This window comes from Inquilinus sp. YAF38, from assembly GCF_052113205.1.
Taxonomy (GTDB): Bacteria; Pseudomonadota; Alphaproteobacteria; order DSM-16000; family Inquilinaceae; genus Inquilinus.
Genome location: NZ_JBFRCU010000039.1, coordinates 49283 through 62433, shown reverse-complemented (window position 1 = coordinate 62433; position 13151 = coordinate 49283). Strand labels below are relative to the sequence as shown.

Sequence of the window (13151 nt, the reverse complement as noted above, 5' to 3'; positions counted from 1 at the left end):
GCGGTGGCGGCGGACAACGCCGCCCGGCGCGGCCGCGGCCTGGCGCCGCTGCGCCTGCGGATCGGCCTGCACAGCGGCCCGGTGGTGGCCGGCAATATCGGCATGAGTGGCCGGTCGGGCTACACCATCGTCGGCGACGCGGTGAATCTCGGCAACCGGCTGGAACAGTTGGGCAAGGCGGTGGCGCCGGCCGACGAGATCGTGGTGCTGGCCAGTGGCGAGACCGTGGCGCTGGCGGTGGGCGACCGGTCCGACCTGCGCAGTCTCGGGCCCCAGGCCGTGCCGGGCCGCCGGACGGAGATCGAGATCTTCCGGCTGGAGGCTCCACCTCCGCCCGGCCATCCCTGAGGCCCGCCATGCTCGACCATGTCTCGATCACCGTCTCCGACCTCGCTACGGCGGAGCGCTTCTACGACGCGGTGCTGGCGGCGCTCGGTGTCACCAAGGTCGGCTCCAACCGGAGCTGGATCGGCTATGGCGAGCGCTGCGATGCGGTGCATCCGGAGCGCAGCTACCTGTCGATCCTGCCCGGCCCCCGGCCGGAGGACGCGCCGCGCCGGCACTGGTGCTTCAAGGCGCCGGACCGCGCCGCGGTGGACGCGTTCTGGCGCGCCGGCCTGGCCCAGGGCGGCCGCGACAACGGCGCCCCGGGCCTGCGGCCGGAGTACCATCCGAGCTACTACGCCGCCTTCCTGCTCGACCCGGACGGCAACCGCATCGAGGCGGTGTGCCACCGGGCGGGGTGATCCACCCCTAGGCCCTTCAATCGGCCGCTCCCTACAGCCCCACCGCCCCCGGCGGTGCGAGCGACAGGCGGCGGGCGGCGGCGATCAGGGTGTCGAGCAGGTCCTGCCGCCGCGCCTCCGGCGTGTCCAGCGGGGTGACCAGGCACAGGGTCGCCACCGCCCGGGCGTCGTGGTCCACCACCGGCGCCGCCAGGCAGCAGGTGAAGCGGTCGACCAGCTCCTTGGTCACGGCATAGCCGCGCGCCCGCGCCGCCTCGGTCTCGGCGACGAAGGCGGCGAGCTCGATCCGTTCGCCTGAGGGCAGGGTGAAATCCTCGTCCGGGATGAATTCGGCGATCCCGGCCGCGTCGAGATGCGCCACCAGCAGGCGGCCGGAGGCGGTCCAGGGGATCGGCAGCCGGATCCCGACCTCGGAGGTGATGCGGAAGGTGCGCCGCCCGGGCTCGTTCAGCATCACCACATACTGGCTGCCGTCGAGCATGCAGAACTGCGCCGTCTCGCCGGTCTCGGTCGCCAGCCCCAGCACCTCGCGCCGGGCCCGGCTCAACAGGTCGACGCCGGCGACATAGGTCTGGGCGTAATAGTGCACGGCGCGGCCGAAGAACACCGCCCCGCCGTCGCCCACCGGCTCCAGGATCCGCGCCGCGGTCAGCCGGCCGACGATCTCGTAGAGGGTCGATCGCGGCGCGCCGATCGCCTTGGCCAACTCGCCCATCCGCACCGGGCCGCGCCGCGCCTGCAGATGCTCCAGGATCGCCACCGCCCGGTCGATGCCCCGCTCCCGGCTGGTTGCTTCCGCCATGGCCGCCCCTTCGCTGCGCTCGATTGCATTTGAGCCAAGCCGAGCTTATCGTATCGACTGTCCGACATACAAGATCATTGTCCAATATACCGGACAAGAAACATGGAGGCTGAGATGCGCATCGTGACCCGGGCTCTGCTGTCCGTCAGCGCCGCCGCCCTGCTGCTGGGCACCGCCGGCGGCGCCCTGGCGGCCGACAAGCTCCAGGAGGTGCTGAGCCGCGGCAAGCTGGTCGTCGGCACCGGCAGCACCAACCCGCCCTGGCACTTCAAGACCGAGCAGGGCGACCTGGCCGGCTTCGACATCGACATGGCCAAGATCATCGCCAAGGGCCTGTTCAACGACCCGACCAAGGTCGAGTTCGTGGTCCAGTCCTCCGACGCCCGCATCCCGAACCTGACCACCGACAAGGTCGACATCACCTGCCAGTTCATCACCGTCACCGCCGCCCGGGCGCAGCAGGTGAACTTCACCATCCCCTACTACCGCGAGGGCGTCGGCCTGCTGCTGATGAAGGACGGCAAGTACAAGAGCTATGACGAGCTCAAGGCGGCCGGCAGCGGCGTCACCGTGTCGGTGCTGCAGAATGTCTATGCCGAGGACATGGTGCACGCGGCGCTGCCGCAGGCCGCGGTCGACCAGTATGAGAGCACCGACCTGATGTACGAGGCGCTGAACTCCGGCCGGGCCGAAGCCGCCGCCACCGACATGTCCTCGCTGCGCTGGTTCATGAAGCAGAACCCGGACCGCTATGTCGACGCAGGCTACGGCTGGAACCCGCAGACCTATTCCTGCGCCGTGAAGAAGGGCGACCAGGACTGGCTGAACTTCGTCAACACCGCGCTGCACGAGGCGATGACCGGGGTCGAGTACGACACCTACGCCGCCTCGTTCGAGCAGTGGTTCGGCCAGCGCCCGCCGGCCCCGGCCATCGGCTTCCCGACCGAGATGAGGTAAGCCGCCCCACCCCTTTCCCGTCATTCCCGCGAAAGCGGGAATCTCGTCCCGCCTCCGTGGCGAAGAGATCCCCGCTTCCGCGGGGATGACGTGGTCGGGAGCGGGATGACGGGCTGGGGATTGGCTGTGCGACCGGCAGAGGACACAGGGTGAACTACCAGTTCAATTTCGGCGTGGTCTGGGCCAGCCGCGACCTGCTGCTGAGCGGCCTGGCGCTCGGGCTCGGCCTGGCGGTGGTGTCGATCCTGATCGGCTGCGTCCTCGGCCTGGTCGGCGCCTTCGCGGCCACGTCGCGCAGCCGGGTCGCCCGCGGCCTGGCCTCTGGCTACGTCACTTTCTTCCGCAACCTGCCGATCCTGGTGATCCTGCTGTTCATGTTCTTCGCCCTGCCGCGGGTGGGGATCCGGCTGGACAAGATCGACAGCTTCGTCGCCTCGCTCTCGGTCTATGCCGGGGCCTATCTGGTCGAGGTGTTCCGCGCCGGCATCCAGTCGGTGCCGAAGGGCGTGATCGAGGCCGGCACCGCGCTCGGCCTCAAGCCGATGCAGATCCGCCGGCTGCTGGTGGCGCCGCTGATGCTGCGCAACATCCTGCCCGCGCTGGGCAGCAACTTCATCTCGCTGTTCAAGGACACCTCCCTGGCCGCCGCCATCGCGGTGCCGGAGCTGACCTTCTACGCCCGCAAGATCAACACCGAGAGCTTCCGCGTGATCGAGACCTGGATGGTCACCAGCCTGCTCTACGTCGCCACCTGCACCGTCATCGCCCTCCTGCTGCGCCGGCTCGAGGCGCGGCTGCGGTTGCCCGGAGCCCGGTGATGGACGCTTTCCTGCAGCAGGTCTGGGTGGCGCGCTGGGCCCTGCTCGACGGCGCGTGGCTGACGGTGCAGATCTCGGCCGTGTCGATCGCCGCGGGCACCGTCTTCGGCGTGCTGGTCGGCCTGGCCCTGACCTATGGCGGCCGCGCCCTGCGCTGGCCGACCCGGCTGTTCGTCGACTTCATCCGCGGCACGCCGGTGCTGGTCCTGGTGCTGGCCGCCTTCTACATCCTCTCCGTCATCGGCATCCAGCTGACCGCGGTGCAGGCCGGAACCTTCGCGCTGGCGGTGTTCTGCAGTTCGCATGTCGGCGAGATCGTGCGCGGCGCGCTGCAGGCGATCCCCTTGGGCCAGACCGAGGCCGCGAAGTCGCTCGGCCTGACCTTCCGCCAGACCGTGGTCCTGGTCCTGCTGCCGCAGGCGCTGCGCCAGATCCTGCCCAGCTGGGTCAACACCGGCACCGAGATGGTCAAGGCGTCGACCCTGCTGTCGGTGATCGGCGTCACCGAGCTGCTGCTGGCGACCAAGGAGGTGATCAGCCGCAACTATATGAGCCTGCAATTCTATCTGCTGGCCGCGGCCGTCTATTTCGTCGTCAACTTCGCCATCGAGCGCCTCGGCAAGGCCCTCAGCCGCCGCGTCGCGCTGCGCTAAGGGCGCAAGGCCGGCGCTCATCGCCAAGATCTTCGGCATTCCCTCTGCAATTGCGTCAAATAAATATTACTGATTTATGCACCGCCCTGCCGAAAATCAGTTGCCAATCATTTTCTTTAATTCCGCTATATTGGAAAATAGGTTTCGACGGATAGAATCCGCTCCACATCCTGGCACGATCGAGTCTAAATAGACTTCGAATCGGTCACGACGTCAGACAGAATCCAGCGAAACCTTTAACGGCTCTCCAGCTTCGCCAGATTTCGCGGCCATCCGTGACCTTTGCCTTCGGCGGGGCCGCGTCCCGGCCGGACGAGTGGCGGCCTTCGGGCCCTGCCCCGCGACGGGCACCGACTTCGGACATCGCGTGTGACATGCAAGGGGGACATGGACATGACTGCGACCAGCACCGGCACCAACGGCCCTGACATCATCATCGGCACGCCCGGCGACGACACCATCGACGCCGGCAACGGCAATGATGTGGTGAGCGGCGGCGCCGGCGACGACACCATCGACGGTGGCAACGGCTTCGACGTGATCACCGGCGGCGCCGGCGACGACGTCATCGACGGCAGCGAAGGCTTCGACGTCATCGACGGCGGCGGCGGCGCCGACTGGCTGCGCGGCGGCAATGCCGGCGACGTCATCACCGGCGGCGAGGACGGCGACAAGATCGCCGGCGGCAACGGCGCCGATGTCCTGGATGGCGGCGCCGGCAACGACCTGCTGCGCGGTGGCGCCGGGGCCGACATCCTCAGCGGCGGCGACGGCATCGACGTCGCCAGCTACGCCGAAAGCGACGCCGCCGTCTCGATCAACCTGGCGACCCATGCCAGCCATGGCGGCAGCGCCAATGGCGACGTCATCGCCGGCGACATCGAGACCATCCATGGCAGCCGCTTCGGCGACACGCTGACCGGGAACGCCGGCGACAACATCCTGCGCGGCCTGGGCGGCGACGACACCCTGGCCGGTGCCGGCGGCGACGATCGCCTGGTCGGCGGCAATGGCGACGACCGGATCGAGGGCGGGGCCGGCGCCGACACGCTGGTCGGCGGCAGCGGCGCAGACCACTTCGTCTATGCCGCCGCCGGCGACACCGGCACCGGCCTCGACAGCCGCGACGTCATTGCCGACTTCGCCGGTGGCGACAGGATCGACCTGGCCGGGATCGATGCCGACGGCAATGCCGGCAATGGCGACACCGCCTTCAGCTTCATTGGCCACGCCGCCTTCTCCGGCCAGGCCGGCGAGCTGCGCTTCGATGCCGCCGGCGGCCTTGCCGTGATCAGCGCCGATATCGACGGCGACGGGCAGGCCGACCTGTCGATCGCGCTGCTCGGCGGCCATGAGCCGCTCGCCGACGATTTCGTGCTGTAGTACCAGCGGCGAGGCGGAACGGAACAAAGCACGGCACCACGGGTTGCCTGACCCGTCCCGTCCTGCCTCGAGTGCCCGATGACCCGCCGCCTCCTGCCGATCGCCCTTGCCGCCGCCCTGCTCGCCGCCGGCTGCACCAATATGAGCCGTGAGGCCCAGGGCACGCTGAGCGGCGCCGGCATCGGCGCGGCCGGCGGCGTCGCCCTGACCGCCCTCACCGGCGGCAGCCTGCTGGCTGGCGGCGTGATCGGCGCCGCGGCCGGCGGCGTGGCCGGTAATTTGAAGAGCAAGGGCTACTGGTGACGACCGAGGCCCGGTCTCCTGGTCGGGCCATCTTCTGATGCAGGGCTAAGGATAGGATCGAAGTCCGTCCTGCTGAAACCTGCCCTTGACGCGAAGTCCCTCGACAGCGATACCGAAGCCATGTCCGTCATCGCGCCCCGCATGGTTGTCAGACGCAGCCGCATTGCCGTCGGCGGGACGCCCGGACTCTGAGTGCGCTGACCCCGGTCGGCGCCTGGTCCCACGCAGCCCCGCCGGAAACGGACGGGGCTTTTTCTTGGCCGCATTCCCGGCCTGCCGCGCACCCGTCCGCCCTCTTCAGATGGAGTTCGCAGCATGACCCAGAACATCTACGACAACCCCGCCTTCTTCGCTGAATACAGCCGGCTGCGCCGGTCGGTCGAGGGCCTCGACGGCGCCCCGGAATGGCCCGCTTTGCGCGCCCTGGTGCCGGACCTCACGGGCCGCCGTGTGGTCGATCTCGGCTGCGGCTTCGGCTGGTTCTGCCGCTGGGCCCGGCAGGCGGGCGCCGCCGAGGTGCTCGGCCTCGACGTCTCGGAGAACATGCTGGCCCGCGCCCGTGCCACCGACCCGGACGAGGCCGTGACCTACCGTCGCGAGGATCTGGAGCGGCTGGCGCTGCCGCCCGCCGTCTTCGACCTGGCCTACAGCTCGCTGGCGCTACACTACATCGCCGACCTGGAGGGGCTGCTGGCGCGGCTGCACCGGGCGCTGGCGCCGGGCGGCCGGCTGGTGGCGTCGGTCGAGCACCCGATCTATTCCGCCCCGTCCGATCCGAAATGGGTGCGGGACGAGGCCGGGCGCGACACCTGGCCGGTCGACCGCTACCTCGACGAAGGCCCGCGCGTCACCGACTGGCTGGCCAAGGGCGTGGTCAAGCGGCACCGCACCATCGGCAGCTATGCCGGGCTGCTGCTGCGAGCCGGATTCACCCTGTCGCATCTCGAGGAATGGGGCCCGACCGCGGAGCAGATCGCGGAGCATCCCGAATACGCGATCGAGCGGCAGCGCCCGGCCTTCCTGCTGTTCGCGGCCGATCGCAGATAGTCTCTACCCCGGGCCCGCGATACCCGCTTGACCGATTGTTCCGCCTATGTTCTTCTGCCTCGGTCGGAACATAAGAGGAACATCATGAGCGACTGGACCTTCATCCGCGAGACCGTGACCCTCACCCTGCTGTTCGGCATGTGCTACGGCTTGGCCGTGTTCGGCTACGCCTGGGGGCTCTGAGCCCGCCCTACCCGATCGCGGTCGGCTCCGGCGGCAGGGGCCGGGACTTGCCGTCCGCATCGATCGCGACATAGGTGAAGGTGCCGTCGGTGACCTTGACCACGCTGTGGTCGGTGCGCCGCTGCACGAAGGTCTCGATCCGCACCTTCATCGAGCTGCGCCCGTTGGCCACCAGCTCGGCGTAGCAGGAGACGGTGTCGCCAATCCGCACCGGGGCCAGGAAGCTCATCGCGTCCACCGCCACCGTCGCCGTGCGGCCCCGCGCCCGCTCATGCGCCACCACCGCGCCGGCCAGATCCATCTGCGACAGCAGCCAGCCGCCGAAGATATCGCCGTTCGGATTGGCATCCTTCGGCATGGCGATGGTGCGGAGGGCCGGCATCCCGGAGGGCAGCAGCAGGGTGGTCACTGAGGAAATCCTAGATTTGGTTACGCAGAGGCCGGAAGTGTCTATATGATGGAGGCAGCCCGCAATTCCACGAGAAGACCCCGAATCCGGATCATGGCAGATCTGTTCGAGCCCGGCACCAACTCCAACGGCCGCTACACCGCCAGCGACATCGAGGTCCTGGAAGGCCTGGAACCGGTGCGTCGCCGGCCCGGCATGTATATCGGCGGCACCGACGACCGCGCCCTGCACCATCTGGTGGCGGAGGTGCTGGACAACGCCATGGACGAGGCGGTGGCCGGCCACGCCAACACGATCGACCTGTCGCTCGACGCCGACGGCTTCGTCACCGTCCGCGACAACGGCCGCGGCATCCCGGTCGACGACCATCCGAAATACCCCGGCAAGTCGGCGCTGGAGGTGATCCTCACCACGCTGCATTCCGGAGGCAAGTTCTCCAACAAGGTCTACGCCACCTCGGGCGGCCTGCACGGCGTCGGCCTGTCGGTGGTCAACGCCCTGTCGGACGAGCTGCGGATCGAGGTCGCACGGGATCGGCAACTCTATCTCCAGCGCTATTCCCGCGGCGTGCCGCAGGGCCCGCTGGAGCGTGGCGGCGCGGTGCAGAACCGGCGCGGCACCACGATCAGCTTCCACCCGGACCCGCAAATCTTCGGCGCCGATGCCCGGATGCAGCCCGGCCGGCTGTACCGCCTGGCGCGGTCCAAGGCCTATCTGTTTCGCGGCGTCGAGATCCGCTGGCGCTGCGACCCCGCGCTGGTCGCCGGCGACGACCGCACCCCGGCCGAGGCGGTGCTGCATTTCCCCGGCGGCCTGTCCGACTATCTCAAGGCGGCGCTGAACGACCGGCCGATGCGGACGCCGACTGCCTTTGCCGGCACCGCCACCTTCCCGGAGGGCGGCGGCCAGATCGAATGGGCCGTTGCCTGGCCCGAGGACGATGACGAAGGCTTCGTCCACACCTATTGCAACACGATCCCGACGCCGCAGGGCGGCACCCATGAGCAGGGCCTGCGCAGCGGCCTGCTGCGCAGCCTGCGCGGCTTCGCCGAGCTGGCCAACCACAAGCGCGCTGGCCAGATCACCGCCGACGACATGATGGGCGGCGTGGCGGTGCTGCTGTCGATCTTCATCCCCAACCCGCAGTTCCAGAGCCAGACCAAGGACCGCCTGTCCTCGCCAGAGGCGACCAAGCTGGTCGAGGGCGCGATCAAGGACCATTTCGACCACTGGCTGTCGGCCGACCCGAAATCGGCCGAGGGGCTGCTGGAGTTCCTGACCGAGCGGGCCGAGGAGCGGCTGCGCCGCAAGCAGGCCAAGGAGAACGGGCGCAAGACCCCGACCGCCCGCATCCGCCTGCCCGGCAAGCTTTCCGATTGCAGCCGCAACGCGCCGGAGGGCACGGAGATCTTCCTGGTCGAGGGCGACAGCGCCGGCGGCTCGGCCAAGGCGGCGCGCAGCCGCGAGACCCAGGCGATCCTGCCGCTGCGCGGCAAGATCCTGAACGTCGCCAGCGCCTCGGCCGACAAGCTGGCCGGCAACCAGGAGATCGCCGACCTGACCCTGGCCCTGGGCTGCGGCACCCGCACCCACTATGCCAGCGACAAGCTGCGCTACGAGCGGGTCATCATCATGACCGACGCCGATGTCGACGGCGCCCATATCGCGTCGCTGCTGATGACCTTCTTCTACAAGGAGATGCGCGGCCTGATCGCGGAGGGCCACCTGTTCCTGGCGCAGCCGCCGCTGTATCGGGTGCAGGCCGGCACCACCACCGTCTATTGCCGCGACGACGCCCACAAGGACGAGGTTCTGGCGGGCCAGTTCGCCGGCAAGAAGGTCGAGATCAGCCGCTTCAAGGGCCTGGGCGAGATGATGCCGGCGCAGCTGCGCGACACCACCATGGACCCGGGCAAGCGGACGCTGCTGCGGGTCGATCTGGTGGACGATCCGGAGGACGAGATCGACGGCCGCCGCACCGCCGACCTGGTCGAGCAGCTGATGGGCCGCAAGCCGGAGCTGCGGCTGCGCTTCATCCAGCAGAACGCCGACAAGGCGACCGAGCTGGATATCTGATTTCGGCAACGCGTGAGCGGGCTCTCCTGCAGGAAAATCGTTATTGCGAGGAGCGCAGCGACGAAGCAATCCAGGGGCCACGCCAAGCGGCCCTGGATTGCTTCGCTGCGCTCGCAATGACGGTGTCATCGGTCTGAACGGCAAGGTCGTCCGGGGCATCTGGCCGCACCCTGTGACCCGCGGCACAAGCCGGGCCGAACGGTCAGCGTAGAACGATGAGCCCGCCGATTGGCGAGCCCAGCGTAGGGTCCTATCATCGGGACACGCCGCCGCATCGAGAACGGATATGATCCAGCATCGCCTCCGCCTCCCCTCCCTCGCCGCCCTCACTCTCGCCGTCCCGATCCTGGCCGGTTGCGCCAGCGACCGGGTGGTGGTCGATGATATCGGCGTCCGCTATTCCCGCGCCGAGTTCTCGGCCGCCGCGGACGGCCGCGACCTGCGCACCGTGATCCAGGGCAACCCCTTCGGCACGCCGGGCTTCGACCAGGCGGTGCTCGGGGTCATGAACCGCACCTATGTCGGGCCGAAGACCAACTTCACCGGCACCCCYGGCCCGACGGCCAAGCGCGACTATTTCGTCTCGGTGGTGTTCAACCCGTCCCCGGACGTCACGCCCTTCGCCTTGTGCAACAGCGCGCCGATCCCGACCGCAGCGCCGAACCCGGGCCACATCACCGCCCGGGCCGCCTTCTGCATCACCGGCGGCGAGGCCACGGCCGCTACCGGCTATGTCGACAACGTCAAGGGGCCGGACGATCCGAATTTCGTCAGCATGATCCAGCACATGATGCTGGCGATGTTCCCGTACTGATCGTGTGGGCGCCGGCTCGCCCGGCGCCCCTCCCCGCGAGATCTGGAGAGGAGCGCCATGATGCCGCCCCGACGTGCCCTCGCACTTGCCGCCGCGGTGCTGGCGCTGGCCGCCTGCTCCGGGCCGCGGATCGTGCGCAGCGATCTCGGCATGATGTATTCGACCGGCGAGCTCTTCGCCGCCGCCGACGGCCGCGACCTGCGCACCGTGGTCCAGGGCAACCTCTTCGGCACGCCCGACTTCGACCAGCGGGTGACCGAGATCATGACCGGCACCTATATCGGGCCGCGCACCCGCTTCACCACCACGCCGGGACCGACCGAGAACCGCAACTATTCCGTCGCCGTGGTGTTCAACGCCCAGCCGGCGGTGAACCCGTTCAACCTGTGCGACAGGAAGACCTGGACCACGGCGCCGGCGATGCGGCCGATCGTGGTGCGCGCCGCCTTCTGCATCCTCGGCCGCGAGCAGTCGGCGGTGACGGGCTATCTCGACCAGGTGACCGGGCCGGACGACCCGAACTTCACCGCCCTGGTCCACGACCTCACCGTCCAGCTCTTCCCCTATGTCCTGCCGGTGCCGTTCGGCCGGCCGGATTTCGGCTAGACCATGTTGGTTCGGGTTGAATCGCGCCGGTCCGTCCGGGCTGGAGAATGATGCCGGACGGGCTCCGCGCGATCGCTTCGGCGTGACCCGATCACGCGTCATCCCGTTGTTAACACATTGTTCTCTTGTATTAATTTGCGATCTTGTTCATGCTGCGTTCTATGGACAAGGCGCAGACCGATCGGATGTCGGAGGCCCCGGCCACTCCCCAGGAGGAGCGGGCGGCGCGGCATCTGCGCATGCTGGCCCGGGCGGCCGAGATCCAGATGGAGATCATGGAGGCGACCCGCACCGAGGCGGTCGAGGCGCCGCAGCCCGGCGCCGATTATTGCAAGCGGATCGCCGTCGTCGCCAAGTCGCTGCGGCAGACCGTGCTGCTGGAGGACAAGCTCTCCCGGCCGCGCGAGGAGCGGCCGAAGGCCGAGGTCGGGCGGGGCGACAGAGCGCGGTCCCGGATGCGAGTGACCCTGGCCATGGGCGCGGCGGCCATCGATGGCGTCGAGGGCGAGGAGCAGGACGAAGCCAACCGGCGCTTCGACGAGATGACCGAACGGCTGGAGCGGCCGGAGCTGGTGGAGTTGATCGAGACCTGTCCGACGTCGGTCGCCGTGGACCGGCTGTGCCGGATGTTCGGGTTGCCCCTTGAGGTGGATCGTTGGATCGAGATGGGCGACGCGGCACTGGCGGAGATCGCCACCTGGCCGTCGGACGGCGTCCATCCACCTGCGGATCCGCCGTGGTCTCGCCCGGCCGGCAGCCGCAGGTCCAAGCCTCCGGATACCGGGTGACGTAGGTTGGGTTCGCGTTGGCGAACCCAACATCCCGCCGCCCTCGCGGCCCCCGATTCTGTTGGGTTCGCTGCCGCGAACCCAACCTACGAGAACCAAGTGTTTTTGCCTCTCCCGCCCTGCGGGAGGGGTCGGAGGCGTTTGCGCCTCCGGGTAAGAGCCCTTTGTCGAGGCCGGCCCCCGCCTGGCTGCACTGACCCGACCTCACTTCGGTCCGCTCTCATCCGCCAGCCGCCCGAGCCAGGCGGCCAGCGCGGCGTTGACCGCCTCCGGCTGCTCCATGGTCGAGAGGTGGCCGCTGTCCTCGATCACGACGAGATCGGCGCCGGGGATCAGCCCGGCCATCTCCTGCGACACCGGCAGCGGCGTCAGCTCGTCCTGCCGGCCGCACACCACCACCGTCGGGCAGCCGATGCGCGGCAGGCCCGGCCGGCTGTCGGGCCGCCCCAGGATCGCGGTCTGCTGCCGCAGGAACGCGTCGCGGCCGATCCGCGCGGCCATCGCCATCACCCGCCCGGTCAGCACCGGATCCTCGAGTCGGGCCGGATGCAGCAGCAGCGGCAGCAGCCGCGGCGTCACCCCCTTGAACTTGCCGGTCCGGGCCAGCGCGATCAGGCCGCGCCGGCGGCGCCCCTGCTCCTCCGTGTCCGGCCGGGCCGTGGTGTCGAGCAGCGCCAGCCCGGCCACGCGCTGCGGCGCCCGCCGCATGATCTCCAGCGCGACATAGCCGCCCATCGACAGTCCCGCCAGGGCGAAACGCGGCGGCGCCGCGGCCAGGGCGGCCTCGGCCAGCCCGGCCACCGAATCGGCCTCGGCCAGGCTGGCCACCGCCACCGGCCGCCCGGCTGAGAAGGCGTTCAGCTGTGCCGTCCACAGATCGGCGTCGCACAAGAGGCCGGGCAGGAACAGGACCGGCAGGGTCATCGCAGGAAGGCGCTGACGGTGCGGAACTCGTCGGTCGCAGCCTCGCCCAGCCATTCGAAGCAGACCATCTCGGCGGTCACGATCTCGATGCCGCCCTGCACCAGCCGCAGCTCCGCCACCGCCGTGCTGCGCGGCGCCCGCGCCGTGGTGGCGTCGACCGCCACCACCGGCCGGAAGCCGGCATCGTGCAGGTCGAAGGCGGTCTGCAGCACGCAGACATGGCTCTCCAGCCCGCAGATCACGATGGTGCGTCGGCCGATGCCCTCGAGATGGTCCAGCAGCGCCGGCTCGCCGACCGCGGAGAACCGGACCTTCGGCACCACCGGCGCGTCCGGCGCCAGCGCCGTCAGGTCCGGCAGCGTCGGCCCCAGCCCCTTCGGATACTGCTCGGCGAACAGCACCGGCACGTCGAGCGCCACGGCGCTGCGGATCAGAGTCTCGATTCCCTTCCGCGCCGCCGCGAATTCATGCATCGCCGACACCAGCTTCTCCTGCACATCGACCACCAGCAGGACGCCGTCATTCCGGTCGAGCAGCATTCGTCACCTCTTCCCATTCATCGCCGCAGCGGCATGACTCGCACTGCGCTAGGGTGAGCCATGCCCGCATGTCTCGATAGTTTCAATTGACTTGACGGGGGTT

General features: G+C 69.3%; 16 protein-coding genes. 12 read left to right on the top strand and 4 right to left on the bottom strand.

From position 1 onward, the window contains the following. Positions 1-348, top strand: a 348-nt coding sequence (locus AB4Z01_RS18715; protein WP_441696053.1) for an adenylate/guanylate cyclase domain-containing protein, incomplete at its 5' end; no start/stop codon positions are given. An 8-nt stretch (positions 349-356) separates the two neighbouring features. After that, positions 357-746 (top strand): VOC family protein, encoded by a 390-nt coding sequence (locus tag AB4Z01_RS18710; RefSeq protein WP_441696052.1) that lies wholly within the window; start codon positions 357-359, stop codon positions 744-746. Positions 747-777: 31 nt separating this feature from the next. Here the strand turns inward: AB4Z01_RS18710 and AB4Z01_RS18705 are convergent, their stop codons facing one another. Continuing rightward, positions 778-1548 carry an IclR family transcriptional regulator gene (locus tag AB4Z01_RS18705; protein ID WP_441696051.1) on the bottom strand — a complete coding sequence of 257 codons (771 nt, stop codon included), beginning with the start codon at positions 1546-1548 and terminating at the stop codon, positions 778-780. Positions 1549-1662: 114 nt separating this feature from the next. Between AB4Z01_RS18705 and AB4Z01_RS18700 the strand changes: the two genes are divergently transcribed. From AB4Z01_RS18700 to AB4Z01_RS18675, 6 genes are all read left to right on the top strand, one after another. Continuing rightward, the gene (locus tag AB4Z01_RS18700) at positions 1663-2505 is read left to right on the top strand and encodes a transporter substrate-binding domain-containing protein (RefSeq protein WP_441696050.1); all 843 of its coding nucleotides are present in this window, start codon (positions 1663-1665) and stop codon (positions 2503-2505) included. 149 nt (positions 2506-2654) lie between these two features. Beyond that, positions 2655-3323 carry an amino acid ABC transporter permease gene (locus AB4Z01_RS18695; protein ID WP_441696049.1) on the top strand — a complete coding sequence of 223 codons (669 nt, stop codon included), beginning with the start codon at positions 2655-2657 and terminating at the stop codon, positions 3321-3323. Further along, complete coding sequence (locus AB4Z01_RS18690) at positions 3323-3976, top strand: amino acid ABC transporter permease (RefSeq protein WP_441696048.1); 654 nt, start codon at positions 3323-3325, stop codon at positions 3974-3976. The genes AB4Z01_RS18695 and AB4Z01_RS18690 overlap by 1 nt, the downstream gene beginning before the upstream one ends. Before the next feature lie 393 nt (positions 3977-4369). Beyond that, on the top strand, positions 4370-5359 hold the full coding sequence (locus tag AB4Z01_RS18685) for a calcium-binding protein (protein WP_441696047.1): 990 nt from the start codon (positions 4370-4372) through the stop codon (positions 5357-5359). Between the two features lie 78 nt (positions 5360-5437). Next, positions 5438-5662 carry a hypothetical protein gene (locus AB4Z01_RS18680; protein ID WP_225766854.1) on the top strand — a complete coding sequence of 75 codons (225 nt, stop codon included), beginning with the start codon at positions 5438-5440 and terminating at the stop codon, positions 5660-5662. Positions 5663-5977: 315 nt separating this feature from the next. Next, positions 5978-6709 (top strand): class I SAM-dependent methyltransferase, encoded by a 732-nt coding sequence (locus AB4Z01_RS18675; protein WP_441696046.1) that lies wholly within the window; start codon positions 5978-5980, stop codon positions 6707-6709. A 190-nt stretch (positions 6710-6899) separates the two neighbouring features. Here the strand turns inward: AB4Z01_RS18675 and AB4Z01_RS18670 are convergent, their stop codons facing one another. Continuing rightward, positions 6900-7301 (bottom strand): acyl-CoA thioesterase, encoded by a 402-nt coding sequence (locus AB4Z01_RS18670; RefSeq protein WP_342241551.1) that lies wholly within the window; start codon positions 7299-7301, stop codon positions 6900-6902. A gap of 93 nt (positions 7302-7394) precedes the next feature. On the opposite strand from AB4Z01_RS18670, the gene parE reads away from it, so the two are divergent. The 4 genes from parE to AB4Z01_RS18650 all read left to right on the top strand — a co-directional run bounded on the left by parE (position 7395) and on the right by AB4Z01_RS18650 (position 11585). Beyond that, the gene (parE, locus tag AB4Z01_RS18665) at positions 7395-9377 is read left to right on the top strand and encodes a DNA topoisomerase IV subunit B (RefSeq protein ID WP_441696045.1); all 1983 of its coding nucleotides are present in this window, start codon (positions 7395-7397) and stop codon (positions 9375-9377) included. A 286-nt stretch (positions 9378-9663) separates the two neighbouring features. Further along, a complete protein-coding gene (locus AB4Z01_RS18660; protein WP_441696044.1) occupies positions 9664-10191 on the top strand; it encodes a hypothetical protein in 528 nt (175 codons plus the stop codon). Positions 10192-10248: 57 nt separating this feature from the next. Further along, positions 10249-10797: a hypothetical protein gene (locus tag AB4Z01_RS18655; RefSeq protein ID WP_441696043.1), complete on the top strand. Its 549-nt coding sequence runs from the start codon at positions 10249-10251 to the stop codon at positions 10795-10797. A 149-nt stretch (positions 10798-10946) separates the two neighbouring features. Further along, positions 10947-11585, top strand: a complete 639-nt coding sequence (locus AB4Z01_RS18650) for a hypothetical protein (RefSeq protein WP_441696042.1) — start codon at positions 10947-10949, stop codon at positions 11583-11585. A gap of 204 nt (positions 11586-11789) precedes the next feature. On the opposite strand, the gene AB4Z01_RS18645 is transcribed toward AB4Z01_RS18650, so the two are convergent. Further along, the gene (locus AB4Z01_RS18645) at positions 11790-12509 is read right to left on the bottom strand and encodes an alpha/beta fold hydrolase (protein ID WP_441696041.1); all 720 of its coding nucleotides are present in this window, start codon (positions 12507-12509) and stop codon (positions 11790-11792) included. Next, positions 12506-13048: an isochorismatase family protein gene (locus AB4Z01_RS18640; RefSeq protein ID WP_441696040.1), complete on the bottom strand. Its 543-nt coding sequence runs from the start codon at positions 13046-13048 to the stop codon at positions 12506-12508. The genes AB4Z01_RS18645 and AB4Z01_RS18640 overlap by 4 nt, the downstream gene beginning before the upstream one ends. Positions 13049-13151: the final 103 nt, after the last annotated feature.

What these genes read in the sequence shown, in the direction of transcription:
- AB4Z01_RS18700 (WP_441696050.1), top strand. Translation starts at nt 1,663, where the DNA reads ATGCGCATCGTGACCCGGGCTCTGCTGTCCGTCAGCGCCGCCGCCCTG.
- AB4Z01_RS18690 (WP_441696048.1), top strand. Translation starts at nt 3,323, where the DNA reads ATGGACGCTTTCCTGCAGCAGGTCTGGGTGGCGCGCTGGGCCCTGCTC.
- AB4Z01_RS18705 (WP_441696051.1), bottom strand. Translation starts at nt 1,548, where the DNA reads ATGGCGGAAGCAACCAGCCGGGAGCGGGGCATCGACCGGGCGGTGGCG.
- AB4Z01_RS18645 (WP_441696041.1), bottom strand. Translation starts at nt 12,509, where the DNA reads ATGACCCTGCCGGTCCTGTTCCTGCCCGGCCTCTTGTGCGACGCCGAT.
- AB4Z01_RS18640 (WP_441696040.1), bottom strand. Translation starts at nt 13,048, where the DNA reads ATGCTGCTCGACCGGAATGACGGCGTCCTGCTGGTGGTCGATGTGCAG.
- AB4Z01_RS18710 (WP_441696052.1), top strand. Translation starts at nt 357, where the DNA reads ATGCTCGACCATGTCTCGATCACCGTCTCCGACCTCGCTACGGCGGAG.
- AB4Z01_RS18675 (WP_441696046.1), top strand. Translation starts at nt 5,978, where the DNA reads ATGACCCAGAACATCTACGACAACCCCGCCTTCTTCGCTGAATACAGC.
- AB4Z01_RS18685 (WP_441696047.1), top strand. Translation starts at nt 4,370, where the DNA reads ATGACTGCGACCAGCACCGGCACCAACGGCCCTGACATCATCATCGGC.
- AB4Z01_RS18680 (WP_225766854.1), top strand. Translation starts at nt 5,438, where the DNA reads ATGACCCGCCGCCTCCTGCCGATCGCCCTTGCCGCCGCCCTGCTCGCC.
- AB4Z01_RS18650 (WP_441696042.1), top strand. Translation starts at nt 10,947, where the DNA reads ATGCTGCGTTCTATGGACAAGGCGCAGACCGATCGGATGTCGGAGGCC.
- parE (WP_441696045.1), top strand. Translation starts at nt 7,395, where the DNA reads ATGGCAGATCTGTTCGAGCCCGGCACCAACTCCAACGGCCGCTACACC.
- AB4Z01_RS18655 (WP_441696043.1), top strand. Translation starts at nt 10,249, where the DNA reads ATGATGCCGCCCCGACGTGCCCTCGCACTTGCCGCCGCGGTGCTGGCG.